This window comes from Cupriavidus sp. H18C2 (assembly GCF_049393795.1).
Classification (GTDB): Bacteria; Pseudomonadota; Gammaproteobacteria; order Burkholderiales; family Burkholderiaceae; genus Cupriavidus; species Cupriavidus pauculus_C.
In genome coordinates, this window is record NZ_CP186011.1 from 1,774,590 (window position 1) to 1,793,125 (window position 18,536).

Annotated in this window: 15 protein-coding genes; 9 read left to right on the top strand and 6 right to left on the bottom strand. The window is 68.7% G+C overall.

The window, feature by feature from the left end:
- The first annotated feature begins 105 nt into the window (after window positions 1-105).
- Together EPAKOI_RS24530 and EPAKOI_RS24535 are read left to right on the top strand one after the other, a co-directional pair.
- A complete protein-coding gene (locus EPAKOI_RS24530; protein ID WP_124685641.1) occupies window positions 106-564 on the top strand; it encodes an ion channel in 459 nt (152 codons plus the stop codon).
- A gap of 256 nt (window positions 565-820) precedes the next feature.
- Complete coding sequence (locus EPAKOI_RS24535) at window positions 821-1,693, top strand: MipA/OmpV family protein (protein ID WP_124686713.1); 873 nt, start codon at window positions 821-823, stop codon at window positions 1,691-1,693.
- Window positions 1,694-1,715: 22 nt separating this feature from the next.
- Here the strand turns inward: EPAKOI_RS24535 and EPAKOI_RS24540 are convergent, their stop codons facing one another.
- From EPAKOI_RS24540 to EPAKOI_RS24550, 3 genes are all read right to left on the bottom strand, one after another.
- Window positions 1,716-2,381 carry an alpha/beta hydrolase gene (locus EPAKOI_RS24540; protein ID WP_313839013.1) on the bottom strand — a complete coding sequence of 222 codons (666 nt, stop codon included), beginning with the start codon at window positions 2,379-2,381 and terminating at the stop codon, window positions 1,716-1,718.
- A gap of 126 nt (window positions 2,382-2,507) precedes the next feature.
- Window positions 2,508-2,819 (bottom strand): hypothetical protein, encoded by a 312-nt coding sequence (locus EPAKOI_RS24545; protein ID WP_124685643.1) that lies wholly within the window; start codon window positions 2,817-2,819, stop codon window positions 2,508-2,510.
- 122 nt (window positions 2,820-2,941) lie between these two features.
- Window positions 2,942-6,697, bottom strand: a complete 3,756-nt coding sequence (locus EPAKOI_RS24550) for an autotransporter outer membrane beta-barrel domain-containing protein (protein WP_423193967.1) — start codon at window positions 6,695-6,697, stop codon at window positions 2,942-2,944.
- A 307-nt stretch (window positions 6,698-7,004) separates the two neighbouring features.
- Here EPAKOI_RS24550 and EPAKOI_RS24555 point away from each other — a divergent pair, with 307 nt between their 5' ends.
- The 3 genes from EPAKOI_RS24555 (at window position 7,005) to EPAKOI_RS24565 (ending at window position 10,435) form a co-directional block, all read left to right on the top strand.
- Complete coding sequence (locus EPAKOI_RS24555; RefSeq protein WP_253700310.1) at window positions 7,005-8,177, top strand: GGDEF domain-containing protein; 1,173 nt, start codon at window positions 7,005-7,007, stop codon at window positions 8,175-8,177.
- A 233-nt stretch (window positions 8,178-8,410) separates the two neighbouring features.
- Complete coding sequence (locus EPAKOI_RS24560; protein WP_423193968.1) at window positions 8,411-9,856, top strand: catalase; 1,446 nt, start codon at window positions 8,411-8,413, stop codon at window positions 9,854-9,856.
- A 93-nt stretch (window positions 9,857-9,949) separates the two neighbouring features.
- On the top strand, window positions 9,950-10,435 hold the full coding sequence (locus EPAKOI_RS24565) for an ankyrin repeat domain-containing protein (RefSeq protein WP_124686715.1): 486 nt from the start codon (window positions 9,950-9,952) through the stop codon (window positions 10,433-10,435).
- A 95-nt stretch (window positions 10,436-10,530) separates the two neighbouring features.
- On the opposite strand, the gene EPAKOI_RS24570 is transcribed toward EPAKOI_RS24565, so the two are convergent.
- Window positions 10,531-11,289: an SDR family oxidoreductase gene (locus EPAKOI_RS24570; protein WP_423193969.1), complete on the bottom strand. Its 759-nt coding sequence runs from the start codon at window positions 11,287-11,289 to the stop codon at window positions 10,531-10,533.
- Between the two features lie 239 nt (window positions 11,290-11,528).
- Between EPAKOI_RS24570 and EPAKOI_RS24575 the strand changes: the two genes are divergently transcribed.
- The 4 genes from EPAKOI_RS24575 to EPAKOI_RS24590 all read left to right on the top strand — a co-directional run bounded on the left by EPAKOI_RS24575 (window position 11,529) and on the right by EPAKOI_RS24590 (window position 16,711).
- Window positions 11,529-13,004: an MFS transporter gene (locus tag EPAKOI_RS24575; protein ID WP_124685647.1), complete on the top strand. Its 1,476-nt coding sequence runs from the start codon at window positions 11,529-11,531 to the stop codon at window positions 13,002-13,004.
- 501 nt (window positions 13,005-13,505) lie between these two features.
- Entirely contained in the window at window positions 13,506-14,372 is an 867-nt protein-coding gene (locus EPAKOI_RS24580) for a diguanylate cyclase domain-containing protein (RefSeq protein WP_423193970.1), read from the top strand.
- A gap of 21 nt (window positions 14,373-14,393) precedes the next feature.
- Window positions 14,394-15,278, top strand: coding sequence for a putative bifunctional diguanylate cyclase/phosphodiesterase (locus EPAKOI_RS24585; RefSeq protein ID WP_423193971.1), 885 nt, complete (start codon window positions 14,394-14,396; stop codon window positions 15,276-15,278).
- The gene (locus tag EPAKOI_RS24590; protein ID WP_423193972.1) at window positions 15,278-16,711 is read left to right on the top strand and encodes an HDOD domain-containing protein; all 1,434 of its coding nucleotides are present in this window, start codon (window positions 15,278-15,280) and stop codon (window positions 16,709-16,711) included. The genes EPAKOI_RS24585 and EPAKOI_RS24590 overlap by 1 nt, the downstream gene beginning before the upstream one ends.
- 9 nt (window positions 16,712-16,720) lie before the next feature.
- On the opposite strand, the gene EPAKOI_RS24595 is transcribed toward EPAKOI_RS24590, so the two are convergent.
- A complete protein-coding gene (locus tag EPAKOI_RS24595) occupies window positions 16,721-17,692 on the bottom strand; it encodes a GGDEF domain-containing protein (RefSeq protein ID WP_124685650.1) in 972 nt (323 codons plus the stop codon).
- Window positions 17,693-17,807: 115 nt separating this feature from the next.
- Window positions 17,808-18,455 (bottom strand): carbonic anhydrase, encoded by a 648-nt coding sequence (locus EPAKOI_RS24600; protein WP_423193973.1) that lies wholly within the window; start codon window positions 18,453-18,455, stop codon window positions 17,808-17,810.
- Window positions 18,456-18,536 lie beyond the last annotated feature (81 nt).

Below are 18,536 nucleotides of genomic sequence, written 5' to 3' on the forward strand. Positions count from 1 at the left end.
GCGCTGGCAACCCCGCATTGTGTCCGTTTGCTCACACCCTTGTGCATTTACATGGCCGGGGCCGCCGTATAGTCTGGCCATCTCCGCGTCCCTTGCCCGCCGCCGATGGTCGACACCCCGCTCAACTACCTGCTTGCCGTGGCCCTGACCGCCACGCTGACGCTGCTGGCGGTGGCCATCCACTACGAGGCGCTGCGGCTGATTTCCGAATTCCATCCGCGGCGGCTCAGCGGCAAGCTCAATATTGGTGCAGTGATCGTGCTGATCATCGTGACCCACTGCATCGAGGCCATCGTCTTCAGCGCCGGCTACTGGCTGGGCGCCGACGTGCTGGCCATCGGCCAGCTTACCGGCATGCGCGAGCACGGCCCGGTGGCCTACATCTATTTCTCGCTGGAAACGTTCACGACCCAGAGCATCGGCGATATCTTCCCGATCGGGCCCCTGCGGCTGCTGGCCTCGGTGCAGCCGCTGGTGGGCCTGATCCTGATCGGCTGGTCCACGTCGTTCACCTTCCTGATCATGCGGCGCGACTGGCGCGGCGAGGAGGAAGGCCACGGCTAGGGGCCGGGATACGTGCCAGTTTCGATGGTAGGCAGGGCCGGCTGACCTCGGAATCGGCGTCCTTCCTACACGGTTGTGGGAGACAGGGAAGTTGCCGGGCGCCGGCTTCGGTGAAAAGATAAGTTGCCGTCATCCCGGCGGCCCCGCATCCCGCCTCAAGTCGATTCCGCCCCGGCCCGCCGGGGCAACAAGAACACCGGAGAACCACGTGTCGACCATCCTGGATAGCCAGCCCTGGCGCGTCCCTTCCCACCCCCTGCCATCCCGTGCGGCGCGCCGCCACGCCGCACGATGGCTGGCCCTGGCGCTGCTGGCCGCCCTGGCGCTGCTGCTGGCGCCGCGCGCCCACGCCCAGACGCCCGCGCCGCTGGCCGAGTGGCAGTACTCGGTGGGGGTGCCGCTCAAGAAGATGTTCGTGGGCGAGCCCGACCACGACTGGGACGTGCGCGTGGGCGCCGCCCTGAGCGCCCGGCCGCGCTACGAAGGCACCACCAACTACTACCTGCTGGGCGGGCCGGTCATCGACATCCGCTACCGCGACCGCGCGTTCTTTTCCACCGGCGAGGGGCTGGGCTGGAACATCATCCACACCCCTAACGTCCGCGCCGGCGTGGCGTTGACGTACGACCTGGGCCGCCGCGAGAAAAAGGACCACGAGCACCTGGGCGGCCTGGGCAACATCGGCATGGCGGCGGAAACGAAGGTGTTCGCCGAGTACGTGGTGTCGAAGGAATTCCCGCTGGTCATCCGCGCCAACATCCGGCGCCAGTTCGGCGGCGCCAACGGCGTGATCGGCGACATCGGCGCCTACATGCCGCTGCCGGGCAGCAGCGACAAGTTCTTCTGGTTCGCGGGCCCGACCATGACCTTTGCCGATTCGGCCTACATGAGCCGCTGGTACGGCGTGACGGCCGAGCAGTCGGCCCGCTCGGGGCTAGCGCAGCACCGCGCCGGCGCCGGCATCAAGTCGTACGGCGGCGGCGTGTCGGCCATCTGGATCTTCAACAAGCACTGGTTCTCGACGGCCGACGTGGGCATGTCGGCGCTGGTCGGCGACGCGCGCAGCAGCCCGGTCACGTCGCGCTCCACAAGCTGGACCGGCGACATCTCGATCAACTACCAGTTCTGACCGGCGCGGCGGCCCGGGGGCGTCAGTCCTCGCGCCGCGCCAGGTATCCCTCCACCACCCGCTTCAATCCCGGCAGCTTGCCCGTGAAGAAATGCCCCGCGCCGGGCAGCACGAACACGGGCAGTTCCTGCGGCCGTGCCCAGTTGAAGACGTTGGCCAGCGGCACGCGCTCGTCGTGCTCGCCGTGTACCACCAGGCTGTGGGCCGGCACCGCCGGCGTGTCGTACGACAGGTGCTCGGACAGCGCGCCGGCCGGCATGCCGGTCAGGATCAGGTGCGCCACGGCCTCGCCGTCGGCGGCCAGCCGCTCCGCGGCGCGGGCCTGGATGAATCCGCCGAACGAGAAGCCGGCCAGCGCCAGCGGCAGCGCCGGATGCGCGGCCCGCACGTGGCGGATCACGGCCAGCACGTCGTCGGTCTCGCCATCCCCGTCGTCATACTGGCCCTCGCTCTGGCCCACGCCCCGATAGTTCGGCCGCAGCGCCAGGAAGCCATGCGCCTGCAGCACGCGCGCCAGCAGTTGCGGAATCTTGTGCTCGGCGGTGCCGCCCTGGCTCGGGTGCGGATGCGCGACCACGGCCACGCCACGGGGCGCGCCATCGGGCGGGTCGATCAAGACTTCGAGCTGGCCGGCGGGTCCGGCAATGAACTGGCGTACGGTGGTGGCGGGGGTGAAGGACGAGGACATGGAACGGCGCGGGCTCGGTGGCTGGACGGGAAAAGGCGATGCCTGCCCTGGCAGGCATTGTGCAGCCGCAGCATACCGCCAGCCGGACCCGCGCGGCAATCTCCGCGCCCGCAGGCGAGGCGTGGGTCAGTGGGGGTGGTCGGCCTTGATGACCGAGGCGATCTCCTGGCGCCGCACGCTGACCACGTCGTCGAGTTCCAGCCCCTCGGCCACGACCAGCATCTCGGCGCCGCGATTGATGCCGTAGATCACGCCGTACCAGAGATCGGGCCCGGCCACGGCGTTCAGCCGGACGCTGAACTCGGTCTCCATGTCCTGGCTGAAGACGGTCACCAGGTCGCCGACCTCGGGCTTGGCGGCCTCCTCCGCCAGCGGATATTCCCGGGCCGCCACCGTCAGTGGCGTCTGCGCAATGCCGCGCGCAAACCTCGCTTGCATCGTTGTCTCCTGCGCGTTGTTTTACCTTGTAAGGATATAGGCGTCGTCCGAAAAGGCACGGTAAACCTCGGCCCGCCCGGCCGAACCGGCGGCGGCATCACCCGGCGGCCGGCGCGGCCGGCTCACCACGCGTAGCGCACGCCCAGCAGCCCTGTGATGCTTTCGTATCCGCCGTTGCCGTACTGGTAGCCAAGGTTGCCCCAGAGCCGCCAGCGCTGGCCGATGCGCGCCTGCGCGCCGACCTTCGTCTCCACGCGGTTGCGCGGGCCGTCCTGCGTCACCACCACGCCGTCGAACGCCATCGCGTTGCCATGGCTGTTGTGCCACCAGTTCAGCTCCAGGTACGGCATCCACGTCGGCACGCCCTCGCCAGCCGGCGCGTGGAACAGCCGCGTGCCAACGCGCGTGGCCACGCCGCCGCTGCGGTCGCTGCGGACCACCGTGCCGGTGCGCTCGGTATGGCTGCCGGCGTGGTAGTCCGTGTAGACCAGTTGCACCTGCGGCTCGACGTGCACCACGCCGGCGCCCGTGTGCCCCACCGGCAGCGCCCAGCCGGCCTCCACCGACCCTGACCAGAGCTGGCTCGTGTAGTCCTCGCCGGCCAGCCCGCCGCCCTTGACCGTGTGCCGGAAGTTGCCGTACTGGACCCAGCTGTCGACATAGGGGCCGGCGGGGCCCTCGGCGTCGCGGTGCCACGTGCCGTAGAGCCCGGCGGCCACGCCGTTCACGGTGCCGCGCGCGATGGCCGGGTTGTCGCGCGCGCTGGCGTGCGTGGTGGACGTGCCGTAGCCGGCCATCACCCCTGCCTGCCAGCGCCCGCTGGCGGTCACGCGGTGCAGCACGTCGATGCCGGCCTGCATCACGAAGGTATCGGCCGACGCGGCAAGGCGGCCGCCGTCCGCGTTGCCGTCGGCATGGCCGCCCGCCAGCCTGGCCCAGCCGGTGGACCGTGCCGGCCGCCCCTGGCCCGGCCCGTCCGAATCGGGCAGCCCGGCGCGGTCGTGGTACGTGTGCTGGAACATCGCCTGCGCCACCATCTGGTTGGCCAGGTAGGCGCCGGTCTCCGGCCGCGGTACCGGCGTGGGCGCCGCCGACAGCGAGCGCAGGTACCAGTCACCATCGTCGGGCGATGCCACGCCGCCCTGCTGCAGCGCGTATTCGTAGGCGCCGGCCACGACCCGGCCATCGAGCGTGAACACGCCGTCCGAGCGCCCGTCGACCTGGACGATGCGGATGCCGTTGACGGTCCGCGCGCCCACGCCGCCGGCATTGCGGATGCCCACCAGCGTCTGGCCCGACGTGTTGCCGTTGATGACCAGCCGGTCGGTGGCCGAATTGTCGTCGCCAAGCGCGGTGTAGAGCGTCAGCCGGCCGCCGTTGCCGGTGTAGTCGCCGCCGACGGTCAGCGTGCTGGCCGGCACCGGACTGCCCATGCGAATTTCGCCATGGTTGACCAGCGAGCCGGCGATGGCGAACACCCCGGCCGGTCGGCCGTCGAATCCCGGCGCGGCATCGGCCACGGCCAGCACGCCGTGGTTGACGACGGAACCGCCCACGCCGCCATAGCCGCCCAGCAGCGCGCCGGGCGCCACGGTAACCTGCCCGGTGCCGGCCAGCCGCGCGCCGTTGTCCAGGATCAGCGCGCCGGCATCGACGGTGGTATTGCCGCCGTAGGTCTGGTCGCGCGTCAGCGTCAGCGCGCCGGCGCCGGTCTTGCCAAGCCCGCCGGGGCCGCTCACGACGCCATCGAACGCGCCGTCCGCCGCCTGATTGAGCGTCAGCGTTGCCGTCCCGAGCGCCACCGCGCCGCTGCCGGACAGGTTGTTGACCGTCTGGTCGAAGCCGCCCAGATCGAACGTCGCGGCCGGGCCCAGGCTGACACGCTCGCTGGCGGCCACTACGTTCGCCGCGCCGGCCAGCAGCGTGCCGGCTTCCACCCGGGTCGGGCCGGTATAGCGGTTGGCCTTCGACAGTTGCAGCGTGCCGGGCCCGAGCTTGGTCAGCGTGCGGCCGTCCCAGCCCGTGGCCGGGTTGGACGCCTGGTCGATCAGCCGCGCGTCGAGCTCGAACTTGTCGTCGGGATCGGCCAGCGTGAACGTGCCGGCGGCAAGGTCGGGCCTCGTGCTGTGGGCCGCGTACCAGGTCAGGCCCAGGCCGACGACAAAGCTCTGCGGACCGTAGCTGGAGGTCAGCGTCAGGTAATCGGCCGCGCTCGACTTGCCGCCCAGCCGCACCGCGTCGAACGTGCCGGTGAGCCCGTTCGGCGTGTTGGCGTGGATCACGGTGAACGCGCTCGACGCCAGCTCGGACACGCTGGCTGCGTCGTCGGCCGAATAGCCGACCAGGTTGAACGTGGCGCCCGGGCCAATGGTGGCGGTGCTGGCCGTGATGTCGCGCTTGTTGCGGCCCACGGCCACGTCGAGCGTGCCGTTCATTGTGAAACTGTTGCCGACGGTCAGCGACGAGCGGCCCGCGATGGCCGTGGTTGCGCCGGCCTCGGTCGTGAAATCGCCCGTGGTCGTGAACGTGCCGTCCTGGCCCAGCAGCAGCGCGCCGCTGCGCACCGACACCGCGCCTTGCGTCGATCCCGCGCCGGTCAGCGCCGTGATGCCGGAGCCGGCCTGGATCAGCGTGCCGGCGCCGCCCAGCACGCCGGCGATCTGGAAGTTGTCGCTGCGCCGCAAGACCAGTTCGCCATCGTTGGCGAAATTGCCATTGACGAAGCCGCCCGCGCCGCCGGTTCCCAGCGTCAGCCGGCCGGTGCTGCCAATCGTCGTGCCGCCCGTGCCCGCAATGGCGACCGTGCCGCCGAGCGCCAGGTTGCCGTCGACCGATACCGTCGCCGCGCCGCTGCCCTGCATGCTGACATTGCCGGTGAGCGTCCAGTCGGCGCCCGCGCCGGCCGCCAGCGAGGCAAACCCGTTGCCTTCGGTGGCTGTGAAGTCGCCAGCCTCGGTGCCGGTGCCAGACAGCGCGATGGCGTTGCCGGTGCCCTGGCTGGCCACCACGACGTTGCCGGTGCCTTGCAGCACCGACCCGGTGCCCAGTTCCACGCGGTTGTTCGCCCCGGTCAGCAAGATGGCCGGCCCGCCCCCGCCGGCAATCACGCCGTTGTTGGTCAGCGTGCCGCCCTGGCCCAGCTGCACGGCCGTCCCCACGTTGGCCACGATCGACCCGCCCGCGGTGTTTACGATCCGCACCGCATTGGGCGTCGTGCTGCGGATGCCCCCGATGTAGCCTTCGATGCTGCCTTCGTTGCGGATGTCCACGGTCCCGCGCTCGACGATGATGCCGTACGCATAATCGCGGTTGCCGACGCCGCTGCGGATTGACGCGCCGGCGTGATTATTGATGGCGACCGTGCCGGTGGATTCGATATAAATGCCGTCGGCGGTGGAGCGGACGGTGCCGGAGGTGCCGGCATTGATCGTGCCGTAATTGTCGATGGTGCCGCTGGTATCGGTGTCGTAATAAATCGCATGGCTGGCCTGCACGCTGATATCGCCATAGTTGACGACATTGCTGCCCACGCCGCCGCCGGTCATCAGCACGCCAAAGGTATTGCCGTGCACGAGCCCGCTGGCCTGGTTGACGAAGGTGCCCGGCACGTTGAACCGCACCGCCGACGCCCTGCCGTCCAGCGACGACTGGATGGTGCCGGCGCTGGTGAACGTGACCGGGGCGATACCGGCCACCGCCACCGCATCGCCATGCTGGGCGGATACGGTGGTGCCCGCGTCGAGCTGGTAGGCGGTGTCGGTGGATAGCGTCACGCCCGTGGTGCTGGGCCCCACCACCGTTGCCGACTGCGCGGACGTGGCCACGCCGACCAGTACCGTCGCACAGACACCGCGCCTGCCATGGATCCGTTTTCTCATAGGCCGCACCCATCTCCGGAAAAGCGATATTCCACGCCACCGCAATGGATTATCAAGATAATCCATCCGCGATTATTAATATCGCAAAGACTGACTTTGAATGGAAATGCCGCCGATAATCCGGATGCATTTATCGGATCATTTTTATATCAACCATCCGTATCAATCAAATGGGTCACCGGAAAATGTGGAAAATCGCCGCCCGGCCACGGCGCGATGCGGCGGTGTTGCAGGCGCGCCGCCGGCGCGTCCACCCCACCGAATCGGTGCACGCGGCGTAACGTGCCTCTGGCAGAATGCATGGGCGATGACCCAACGCTACTCCCCCATGTTCCTGTCGGGCCAGGTCTACAGTGCCCCGCGCTGGCCTTTCACGCGCTGGGTTGCCGAACCTGGCCGGGACGTGCCGGCCGAAATCCGCGAGGCGCTGGTGGGCAGCCTGTTCGGCACGCTGTCGATCTTCTTTGGCGGCATCCTGAACACGCTGATGGTGGCCACCGTCATCACGCTGCATCTGCGCCGGCCCGAATTTCTGGTCTGGCTGGGGCTGGAAGCGGTCATCTGCCTGGCGCGCGTGGTCGTTCTGTTCCGCGCCCGCGCCGCCGCCCGGCAAGGCCGCGCTACGCCCACCGACCTCCATATCCTGCTGACCCTGGCCTGGGCGGCCAGCGTCGGGCTGGGCGCCTACCTGAGCGTCATCAGCGGCGACTGGCTCAGCGCGGCCATGGCGTGCCTGTCGGCCGCGGCCATGTGCGGCGGTATCTGTTTTCGCAATTACGGCGCGCCGCGCCTGACGGCGCTGATGATTCTGCTGAGCCTGGGCCCGATCTGCGCGGGCGCGCTGCAGGCCCACGAGCCGCTGTTCCTGCTCACGCTGCTGCAACTGCCCGTGTATGTCTTCAGCATGACCAGCGCGTCGTTCCGGATGAACGCGATGGTGGTGGCGACGATGCGTTCCGAGCGGGAAAACGCCTACCGCGCCCGCCACGACTCGCTGACCGGGCTGCTGAACCGGTCGAGCCTGCTGGCGGAAATCCGCGAGGCCAGCGCGCTGCGCATGGCCGCCGGCCGCTACCTGACGCTGCTCTATATGGATCTGGACGGCTTCAAGCCCGTCAACGACTCGTTCGGCCATGGCAGCGGCGACGAGTTGCTGGTGCGTGTGGGTGAGCGGCTGCGCGGCGCCGTGCCGGGGCGCGGGCTGGTCTACCGCATCGGCGGCGACGAATTCGTGATCGTGCTGCGCAACGAAAGCACCCAGAGCGTGCAGGCGCTGGCGCAGGACCTGCTGCGCGAGGTAAGCGCCCCCTATCTGCTCTCCTCCGGCCACCAGGCCCGGCTCGGCGTCAGCATCGGCATCGCCCATGTGCGGCCCGAGGGCCTGACCGCCGACGACATCCTGCACCTGGCCGACCGGGCGCTGTACCGCGCCAAGGCGCGCGGCAAGGGCCAGTTCCAGTTCGCCACCTCCGACGACTGACCGGGCGGCCCCGATACTGCCAACCTAGCAAAAGATTTAATTCTGTAACACAAAAGTCTGATGCCTATCAGAGGCATTGATCAATACAATATGACTTGTCGCATTCCATCTGCGATAGTTCCACCTGTCTCCCGCCGGTCGCACCGCAGCGCCGGTGGCAGCCTGGAAGCAGACCCACAAACGTCCACGCATGACCCGCCCGTCGCGCGCCATGCACCAAGGAGTCCAGTCCCATGAAAAAGCTCACGACCGCTTTCGGCGCGCCCGTCGTCGACAACAACAATATCCAGACCGCGGGCCCGCGCGGCCCGGCACTGCTGCAGGATGTCTGGTTCCTGGAAAAGCTGGCCCACTTCGACCGCGAGGTCATCCCCGAGCGCCGCATGCACGCCAAGGGCTCGGGCGCCTACGGCACGTTCACCGTCACGAACGACATCACCAAGTACACCCGCGCCAACCTGTTCTCGCAGGTCGGCAAGAAGACCGAGCTGTTCATGCGCTTCTCGTCGGTGGCCGGCGAGCGTGGCGCGGCCGACGCCGAGCGCGACATCCGCGGCTTCGCCATCAAGTTCTATACCGAGGAAGGCAACTGGGACCTCGTGGGCAACAACACCCCGGTCTTCTTCCTGCGCGACCCGCTCAAGTTCCCCGACCTGAACCACGCCGTGAAGCGCGACCCGCGCACCGGCATGCGCAGCGCCGAGAACAACTGGGACTTCTGGACCAGCCTGCCCGAGGCATTCCACCAGGTCACCATCGTGATGAGCGACCGCGGCATCCCGCGCAGCTGGCGCAACATGCACGGCTTCGGCAGCCACACCTACAGCTTCATCAACAAGGACATGGAGCGCTACTGGGTCAAGTTCCACTTCGTCACCCAGCAGGGCATCCAGAACCTGACCGACGCCGAGGCCGCCGAGGTGACGGGCCAGGACCGCGAATACCACCAGCGCGACCTGTATGAAGCCATCGAGCGCGGCGACTTCCCGCGCTGGAAGTTCTGCGTGCAGATCATGCCCGAGGCCGACGCCAGCAAGGTGCCGTACAACCCGTTCGACCTGACCAAGGTCTGGCCGCACAAGGACTACCCGCTGATCGAAGTGGGCACGCTGGAGCTGAACCGCAACCCCGAGAACCATTTCGCCGAGGTGGAGCAGTCCGCGTTTGCGCCGTCGACGATCGTGCCGGGCGTCGGCTTCTCGCCCGACAAGATGCTGCAGGGCCGCCTGTTCTCGTACGGCGACGCCGAGCGTTACCGCCTGGGCGTGAACCATCACCTGATCCCGGTGAACTCGCCCAAGGCCGCGCGCTACGTCAACAGCTACCACCGCGACGGCCGCGGCCGGACCGACGGCAACCAGGGCGGCACCATCGCCTACGAGCCGAACACCAAGGGCGAGTGGGCCGAGCAGCCGGACTTCCGCGAGCCGCCGCTGACGCTGGAAGGCAGCGCCGACCACTGGAACCACCGTGTGGACGACGACTACTTCTCGCAGCCGGGCGCGCTGTTCCGCCTGATGTCGCCGGCGCAGCAGCAGGCGCTGTTCGACAACACGGCGCGCGCCATCAAGGGGGTGTCCAAGCCCATCCAGCAACGCCACATCGAGCACTGCACCAAGGCCGACCCGGCCTACGGCGCCGGCGTGGCGGCCGCGATCGAGAAGATCGAGGCCAGGTAATCACGTAGTTCAGGCAGTACGCCCTCTCCCGCCCTGCCCGGGAGAGGGCGAATCAGAAAGGAATCGGCAATGGACGAAAACCGGGCCCCCACCATGACCGCGGACGAAGAAGCCCGCATGATCGCCGCGCTTGGCCAGGTCTTCGATCTCGCGCGCAATGGCGACGCCGCGGCACTGGCCGCCTTGATCGAACGCGGCATGCCGCCAAACCTGCGCAACGAAAAAGGCGACACGCTGGTGATGCTGGCCGCCTACCACGGCCACGCCGACGCCCTGCGCACGCTGCTGCAGGCCGGTGCATCGCCGGACACGCGCAACGCCATGGGCCAGACGCCGATTGCCGGCGCGGCCTACAAGGGCTACCAGGCCATCATCGAAATCCTGCTGGAACACGGCGCGGACGTCGAAGGCGCATCGCCCGACGGCCGCACGGCGCTGATGACGGCCGCCATGTTCCAGCGCACCGACATTGTGGAACTGCTGAAAGCCCACGGCGCCGACCCCGAAGCCCGCGACGAGCGCGGCATGACGGCGGCCGACGCCGCGGCGTTCATGGCGGGGCGGCAGGGCGGGCGGTAGCCTGCAGCCTGAAGGGCTGGCGGCTCACGATGCGATCGTCGCAATCTGAATCGCTTTAAGCCGCTTGCCCTCTCCCCCGTCCCCAGCCTCTCTCCTTACCCCCGTCCCACGAACGGCATCTTCGTCGCCATCACCGTCATGAACTGGACGTTGGCGTCCAGCGGCAGGTTGGCCATATGCAGCACCGAGCTGGCGATATGGGCGACGTCCATCAGCGGTTCGGGGCGGATTTCGCCATTGGCCTGCGGCACGCCGCGCGCCATGCGGTTGGCCATGTCGGTGCCGGCGTTGCCGATGTCGATCTGGCCGCAGGCGATGTCGTGGGCGCGGCCATCGAGCGACAGGCTCTTGGTCAGGCCGGTGATGGCGTGCTTGGTGGCCGTGTAGGGCACGGTGTTCGGGCGTGGCGCGTGGGCCGAGATCGAGCCATTATTGATGATCCGGCCGCCGCGCGGGTCCTGCGACTTCATCAGCGCAAACGCGCCGCGCGCGCACAGGAAGGCGCCGGTCAGGTTGGTATCGACCACGGCCTTCCACTGTTCGACCGACAGTTCGTCGATGGGCACGGCCGGCGCGTTGATGCCGGCGTTGTTGAACAGCACGTCGAGCCGGCCGAAGTGCTCGCGCACGGTCGCGTACAGCGCATCGACCGATTCCGGGCGGCTGACGTCGCATTGCACGGCCAGCGCGGTCTGTCCCGCGGCGCGGGCCTGCGCGGCCAGCGCTTCCAGCGTCTCGGCGGTCCGGCCCGCCAGCACGACCCGATAGCCGTCCTCCAGCATGGCCTGGGCCACGGCCTTGCCGATGCCCCGCGCCGCGCCGGTGACCAGCGCCACCTTGCTCTGTCCTGTCATCCCTTGTCTCCGTTGGTACTTGCTGTGGTCAACGGCAGTCATCGTACATCAGGGTCCGGCCGGCTGCCTTTCAGCCAGCTTGCAATGCCAGGCCCGGCAAGGCCCCGCCAAGGTGCGGTTCTAAAGATATAACAACAATGCATTTGGCCGCGCCGGGCCGGTTGTCGTACGATCCACCGCTGACGGGCGGGTGCTGGGAGGCGCCCGCCTTCCTTTTCAAGCGCCCTCGAAAACTACAAATGTCAGTCGATCTCGCCCTGTCGCCCGCTGGCGCACAGGCTGCCACCCAGGCGCCGCCCGCGCGCGCCGTCATCCGTTCCGCCGCCGACGTGGCGCGGCTCGTCAACGAAGGCGGTGCCGCCGTCAGCAATGCCCGGATCGTCGTGGCCATTGCGCTGGGCGGCATTTTCCTCGATGCCTATGACCTTGGCGCGCTCGCCTTCGGCCTCAAGGACGTTTCGAAGGAATTCGGCCTGACGCCGGCCGGTACCGGCATGGTGGCGTCGGCCATTACGTTCGGCGCCATCGTCGGCGCCTTCCTGGGTGGCTATTTCACCGACCGCATCGGCCGCTACCGCGTGTTCATGGCCGACATGCTCTGCTTCGTGATCGCCGCCATTGCCTGCGCGCTGGCCCCGAACGAGTACGTGCTGGCCGGCGCCCGGTTCGTGATGGGCCTGGGCGTCGGCATCGACCTGCCCGTGGCCATGGCGTTCCTGGCCGAATTCTCGAAACTGAAGGGGCACGGCAACAAGGCCGCGCGCGTGGCGATGTGGTGCCCCACGTGGTACGCGGCCATCTGCGTGTCGTACCTGCTGGTGCTGGGCTGCTACGCGATCCTGCCCGAATCGCACAGCGGGCTGCTCTGGCGCATCATCCTGGGCTTTGGCGCGGTGCCGGCGCTGATCATCATCGCCGTGCGCAGCCGCTACATGAGCGAATCGCCGGTGTGGGCCGCCAACCAGGGCGACCTGGAAGGCGCGGCCAAGATCCTGCGCACGTCGTACGGCATCGACGCCGTGGTGGCGCCCGACGCGGTGGCCGAGCCGCCCAAGCGCCCGGCGTCGTGGCGCAACTACGGCCTGCTGCTCAAGGGGGTCTACGCGCGCCGCACCACGCTGGCCACGATCATGTCGATTGCGTCGTCGTTCGCCTACAACGCCGTGGCGTTCGGCCTGCCGGTCATCATCGCCAGCTTCCTGGCCCAGACCATGCTGACGACCATCCTGGTGTCGCTGGCGCTGAACCTGCTGTTCGCGTTCGTCGGCGGGCTGATTGGCGTGCATCTGGTGCCCAAAACGGGCGCCTGGAAGCTGACCGTCACCGGCTACGCCTGCCAGCTTGCCGCGCTGGTGGGCCTGGCGCTGGTTGGCAAACCCGACGGCGGCGCGCAGGTGGCCACCGCCATTGCCTTCCTGGCGCTGTTCCTGCTGGGCCAGGGCTTTGGCCCGGGCGCGCATACCATGACCTACGCGTCGCTGAGCTACCCGACGTCGCTGCGCGGCGTGGGCGTCGGTTTCAACCAGACGCTGATGCGCGCCAGCTCCACGGCGTCGCTGTTCCTGTTCCCGGTGCTGGCCGCCGCGCTGTCGACCAAGGTGTTCTGGGTCATCGCGCTGGCCCCGCTGGCCGGCCTGCTGGCGCTGCTGGCAATCCGCTGGGAACCGGCGAACTACGACGTGGACGCCGAGGATTTCGGGCCCGAGAAGGCCTGACGCACTCCACCGCTCCCGCCACATGGGAGCGGGAAGCTGGCCGGCCGACACGCCGGCCATCGCTTCGCCAGCCCGCTCAGGGTTTTCCCTCTTTCCCCAGCCCCCCTCCCGGACGACGGCCACAAAAAACCCGCCTCGATGGGCGGGTTGTCGATGACTGTCCGCGGCCATTGGCCGCCCAGGCAGGTCATGCCGGCGAGTGTCACGGATTTCGCCGGGGGAGTCAATCCCGCCCGCGCCGCGCCCCCCGGCGGCCGGGGGCGCGTGTTGCGGGCGCGCCGATTCCCGCAATCCGTTTGTCCATGCGGTGTTCAGGCGGACGCCAGGTCGTATTAGAATCGCCGCTGTCGCGTCAAACCGCCCCGCCAATGCCAGTGGTCATGTTCCGTGCCAAGGTTTGCCGCGGACTGGTGTCATCTCCCGGGGTCACGGCGCTTCAGATTCATAGAATTCCATCCGATATCCGTCCTGCGTCCACAGGACTTCGGGCATAACCGATACATGACCGCGCTTGCATTCGATGTAGCCCTGGCACCCGAGCCTGCCGACCGCCGGCTGGCCGGTGCCACCCCTGCCGGGGGCGAGGCCTGGGCGTTGCTGGAAGCTTCCGGCGCGCTGGCCATGCGGGTCGACGTCCAGGGCCGCATCCTCGAAGCCACCGAGACCACGGCCGACCTGCTGGTCTATCCGCTCGACTACCTGCTCCATACGTCCGTGCTGGACCTGATCGCGCTGGAATCGCGCGAGCGCGTGGCGCGCATGCTCCAGGGCTGCGCCCACGACCACGCCCCCCGGCGCGAGCGCGTGCGGGTGGCCGGCGGCAGCGGCGGCCCCGGCTGGATCGACCTGCGCGTGAGCCATCACTGCGGCGCCGGCGGCGGCGCCAGCCTGCTGCTGTTCGGCCACGACATTTCCGACTGGATCGAATCCGAGCGCCAGTTGACCGAGCGTGCCTTCCTGGATCCGCTGACCGGCGTGGGCAACCGCGCCTATATCCGCAAGCGCATCGAGGAATACACATCCGGCCCGCTGGCCAGCCAGCCGTTCGCGCTGGCGCTGATGGACCTGGACGGGTTCAAGAACATCAACGACTCGCTGGGCCACGAGTACGGCGACGCGCTGCTCAAGGAAGTGGGCGCCCGGCTGCAGGACACCGTGCGCAGCCACCACAGCGTGGCGCGGCTGGGCGGCGACGAGTTCGTGCTGCTGCTGGACGGGCTGGAAACCGAGGCCGACGCGCACCGCCTGCTGGAGCGCGTGATCCACGTCTGCCGCCAGCCGTTCCTGCTGGGCGGCTGCCACGTGCGGATCACCACCAGCATCGGGCTGTCGTTTTCCACCGGCGCCGCGCAATCCGAATCGCAATGACTGCGCCGCGCGGACCTGGCGATGTACGAGGCCAAGGCGCTGGGCAAGAACCGCTACTGCATCTATTCGCCCGAGCTGGAACGCCGGCTGGACGAGCAGTTCCGCATCGAGCAGAGCATGTTCGAGGCGGTGCAAAGCGGCGAATTCCTGCTGCACTACCAGCCGATCGTCTGGCCCGGCACGGGCGAGATCTGCGCCGTCGAGGCGCTGATGCGCTGGGAACACGCCGGCGAGGACATCCGCCCGGACATCTTCATCCCGGTGGCCGAGAAGAACGGGCTGATCAAGCATCTGGGCTCGTGGGCGCTGCGCTGCGCCTGCGCCCAGCTGGCCGCGTGGGATGCCCAGGGCATCCACGTGGGCCATATGTCGGTCAACGTGTCGGCAGTACAGTTCCTGCATCCCAACTTCTACGACAGCGTGCGCAGCGCCATCCAGGACGCCGGCATCGCCGCGGACCGCCTGGTGCTGGAAATCACCGAAAGCGTGCTGATGACCGACCCGAAGGCCGCCGAGCGGCTGCTGCTGTCGCTGCGCGCGCTGGGCATCCGCTTTGCCGTGGACGACTTCGGCACCGGCTATTCGAGCCTGTCGTACCTGCGGCGCTTCCCGCTGTCGGCGCTGAAGGTGGACCGCAGCTTCGTGGCCGACATGATCGATTCCCCGCACGCGCGCACCATCGTGTCCGCCGTGCTGTCGCTGGCCCGCGAGCTGGGGCTGGTGGCCATCGCCGAGGGCGTGGAGACCGACGCGCAGGGCGCGCTGCTGGCCGCGCAGGGCTGCGACCTCGTGCAGGGCTGGCGCTACGCGCGGGCGCTGAGTCCGGCGGACTTCGAGAACGCAGTGCTCGACGGCAGGCTCATCATGGGCGACGACGAAGTGTTCACGCAGCGGGTGGGCGCCTGATGTCCAAGTCCGAATTCTTCGAGACCTTGTGGGCCCGCATGGCCCAGCAAGGCGACTTTCCGACGCTGCAGTACTGCGTCGACAACATCTTCAAGACGCTCAACGCCGACCTGACCGTGGGCGAGATGGCCACGAGCGTGCTGTCCGACTTCAGCCTGTCGCAGAAGGTCATTCGGCTGGCCAATTCGGCGATGTACCGGTCCTTCGGCGGCGAGGTCACCACCGTGTCGCGCGCCATCCTGGTGCTGGGGGTGGAGGCGATCAGCCACCTCACGCTCGGCATCCAGTTGCTGGACTACTTCCACGGCGTGGCGCCCAAGCGGCCGCAGGCGCTCAAGGCGCTGCAGCGCGCGCTGGTGGCGGGCGAGATCACGCGCGCGCTGACCCAGGCGCGCGGCATCAACGAGGGCGAGGAGGCGGTGGTCTGCACGCTGATGCACCACATGAGCCGCCTGCTGCTGGTGTTCTACTTCCCCGAGGAATGGGAGCGCGTGGAGGCCATGTGCGCCGCGCACCCGATGACCGAGGACGAGGCGGCCAAGGAAGTGCTGGGCGTCTCGCTGGAAGAGATTGCCGAGGCCGCCGCGCGCAAGTGGCGGCTGCCGGGGCTGATCGCCCACGCGATGAAGCCGCGCACGCTGTCCAACGAGACCGTGCTGGAAACCCATGCCGACTGGCTGTCCGCCATCGCCCATGTGTCGGCCGAGGCCGCCGTGACGATGGTCCGCGAAGGCACCGAGGCGTCCGTGGAGGCGCTGCTGACCACCCATGCCAAGGTGCTGGGGCTCAATCCGAGCGATGTCAGCGTGGCGGTGCGGCAGGCCGAGGTGCTGAATACGTCGATCTCGGCCTCGGAAGCCGCCGCCCCGGCGGATGGCGCCGCGCCGCACGGCCCGGTGCCCGTCAACGTGCTGGAGCGCCTGCGCCAGGGGCTGGACGAAGTCCAGCGCGAGGGGGCCAACCTGACCGTCTCGCAGCTGGCGCCGATGGTGCTGGAAACCACCATGCGGGCGCTGGATTTCTCGCGCTGCTTCCTGATGATGCTGAACCCGACCACGCGCCGCTTTCACGCGCGGCTGGGCTTCGGCGATGGCATGCGCGAGGTACTGCCCGCGCTGTCGTTCGAGGAAGGCTTCGTGCCCGACGTATTCCACTTTGCCGGCCTGGCGGCCCGCCCGCTGCTGATCGAGGATACGTTCGACGCCGAAGTGGCCCACCGCATGCCGCGCTGGTATCGCGACGCGATTCCGGACGCCCGCACGGTGCTGCTGGCGCCGGTCAAGATCCGCAACCGCTGCATCGCCATGATCTACGGCGACTGGGGCGCCGCCCGCGCGCCGGTGATGATCGGCGAGGCCGAGCTGGAAGCGGTGGACGCGCTGACCAGCGAGATTGCCGCCGGCGTCATGCGCGCCGCCCCCGCCGGCCGCTAGCCCGCGCGGCTAGTGCCGGCCGGCCTTGCGCGCGGCCTTGTTGCGGTACATCGCCGCGTCTGCCTCGGCCAGCAGGTCGTGCACGTTGCCGTGCCGCTGGGGGTCGAAGGCGATGACCCCCGCGCTGAAGCGCAGCGCGTAGCCGGCCGGGTTGCGCGTGTTCCAGGCATCGACCTGAAGGTGCAGGCGCGCCAGCGCGTCCTGGCAGCCGGTGGCGTCGGTATTGGTCAGCAGCGCCGCAAATTCATCGCCGCCCAGGCGGCCCACCACATCGGATTCCCGGAACGCGGCGCGCAGCTCCGCGCCGAACGCCATCAGCGCGCGGTCGCCCTCGGCGTGGCCAAAGCGGTCGTTGATCGGCTTGAAGCCATCCATGTCGAAGAAGACCAGCGTCGCCGGGCGGTTCAGGCGGCGGCACAGCTCGATGGCGTGCTGGCCGAGCACGGCAAAGCCGCGCCGGTTGGACAGCGACGTCAGCTCGTCCATCGTCGCCAGATGCACGGCCGCCAGCTCCTGCTCGGCCATGCGCGCCAGGTCGTGCAGCAGCGCGCGGTCCTCGTCGTCGAACGACCGCGGCTTGCGGTCGATCAGGCAGAGCGTGCCCAGCTTGGCGCCGTTGGGCGCGGAAAGCGGCCGGCCGGCGTAGAAGCGGATATGGGGCTCGCCGGTGACCAGCGGGTTGTCATGGAAGCGGGCGTCCTGCGTGGCATCGGGAATCAGCAGGATGTCGTCGCCGCAGATGGCGTGGCCGCAGAACGACGTGCCGCGCGAGGTTTCGGTGACGTCCAGCCCCTGGCAGGACTTGAACCACTGCCGGTTGGCATCGATCAGGCTGACGACGGCGATGGGCACGCCAAACAGGCGTTTGGCCAGACGGGTCAGGCGGTCGAACCGCTCCTCGGGCGGGGTGTCGAGCACGCTCAGCGAGCGGAGCGTGGCCAGGCGCGCGGCTTCGTTGGAAGGAATCGGGGGCAACTGCATGGGCGGATTGGCCGTTTTTTGTCCTCGTTGAATGACAACAATAACGGCAAATCCGGCCGATGGTGCACCATGTACGGTTTGTTTCACTTTCCGCCGGACCTGCCGCGCGGCGCGCTCAGGGGGCCATGTCCGTGGCGGTGACCGCCGGAAAATCGGCCAGCGGCACGAACTGGCCGGTCTTGCCGTCCAGCGCGTCGATGGCGCCGGTGCCGATGTCGTAGAACCAGCCGTGCAGCTCGATCTGGCGCGCGGCCAGCGCCTGGGCCACGCACGGGTGGGTGCGCAGGTGGGCAAGCTGCTCGATCACGTTCTGGCGGACCATGTCGTCCACGCGCTCGCGGTCCGACGCATGCGGCCGCGCCAGGCTCACGCGCCGGGCGCCGGCGGCATGTTCCAGCCACTGCGCCACCGACGGCATGTGGTCCAGGCACTGGCACATGGCCACCGCCGTCATCGCGCCGCAGTTGGAGTGGCCGCAGATCACGATGTCGCGCACCTTGAGCCCGGCCACCGCATATTCGACGCTGGCCGACACGCCGCCGGGCTGCACCGCGTAGGCCGGCACGATGTTGCCGGCGTTGCGGATCACGAACAGCTTGCCGGGCTCGCTCTGCGTCAACAGCGCCGGCTCAACGCGGCTGTCCGAGCACGCGATGAACAGCGTGGTGGGGCTTTGCTGCGTGGCCAGTTCCTGGAACAGCGCGGACCGCTTGGGGAATTCGTCGCGCTGGAATTTCAGAATGCCCTGGATCAGGTCTTTCACGGTATCTCCCAATTCGAACCGTGAGCATGTCGAAGCCCGCGCCAATAGTCAAAGGGGCCGCCGGGCGCTCCAATGCAAAGG

Excerpts from the sequence above, each read along its gene's own strand:
- EPAKOI_RS24575 (WP_124685647.1), top strand. The coding sequence starts at position 11,529 with ATGTCAGTCGATCTCGCCCTGTCGCCCGCTGGCGCACAGGCTGCCACC.
- EPAKOI_RS24545 (WP_124685643.1), bottom strand. The coding sequence starts at position 2,819 with ATGCAAGCGAGGTTTGCGCGCGGCATTGCGCAGACGCCACTGACGGTG.
- EPAKOI_RS24585 (WP_423193971.1), top strand. The coding sequence starts at position 14,394 with ATGTACGAGGCCAAGGCGCTGGGCAAGAACCGCTACTGCATCTATTCG.
- EPAKOI_RS24560 (WP_423193968.1), top strand. The coding sequence starts at position 8,411 with ATGAAAAAGCTCACGACCGCTTTCGGCGCGCCCGTCGTCGACAACAAC.
- EPAKOI_RS24550 (WP_423193967.1), bottom strand. The coding sequence starts at position 6,697 with ATGAGAAAACGGATCCATGGCAGGCGCGGTGTCTGTGCGACGGTACTG.
- EPAKOI_RS24570 (WP_423193969.1), bottom strand. The coding sequence starts at position 11,289 with ATGACAGGACAGAGCAAGGTGGCGCTGGTCACCGGCGCGGCGCGGGGC.
- EPAKOI_RS24590 (WP_423193972.1), top strand. The coding sequence starts at position 15,278 with ATGTCCAAGTCCGAATTCTTCGAGACCTTGTGGGCCCGCATGGCCCAG.
- EPAKOI_RS24595 (WP_124685650.1), bottom strand. The coding sequence starts at position 17,692 with ATGCAGTTGCCCCCGATTCCTTCCAACGAAGCCGCGCGCCTGGCCACG.
- EPAKOI_RS24555 (WP_253700310.1), top strand. The coding sequence starts at position 7,005 with ATGACCCAACGCTACTCCCCCATGTTCCTGTCGGGCCAGGTCTACAGT.
- EPAKOI_RS24530 (WP_124685641.1), top strand. The coding sequence starts at position 106 with ATGGTCGACACCCCGCTCAACTACCTGCTTGCCGTGGCCCTGACCGCC.
- EPAKOI_RS24540 (WP_313839013.1), bottom strand. The coding sequence starts at position 2,381 with ATGTCCTCGTCCTTCACCCCCGCCACCACCGTACGCCAGTTCATTGCC.
- EPAKOI_RS24580 (WP_423193970.1), top strand. The coding sequence starts at position 13,506 with ATGACCGCGCTTGCATTCGATGTAGCCCTGGCACCCGAGCCTGCCGAC.
- EPAKOI_RS24565 (WP_124686715.1), top strand. The coding sequence starts at position 9,950 with ATGACCGCGGACGAAGAAGCCCGCATGATCGCCGCGCTTGGCCAGGTC.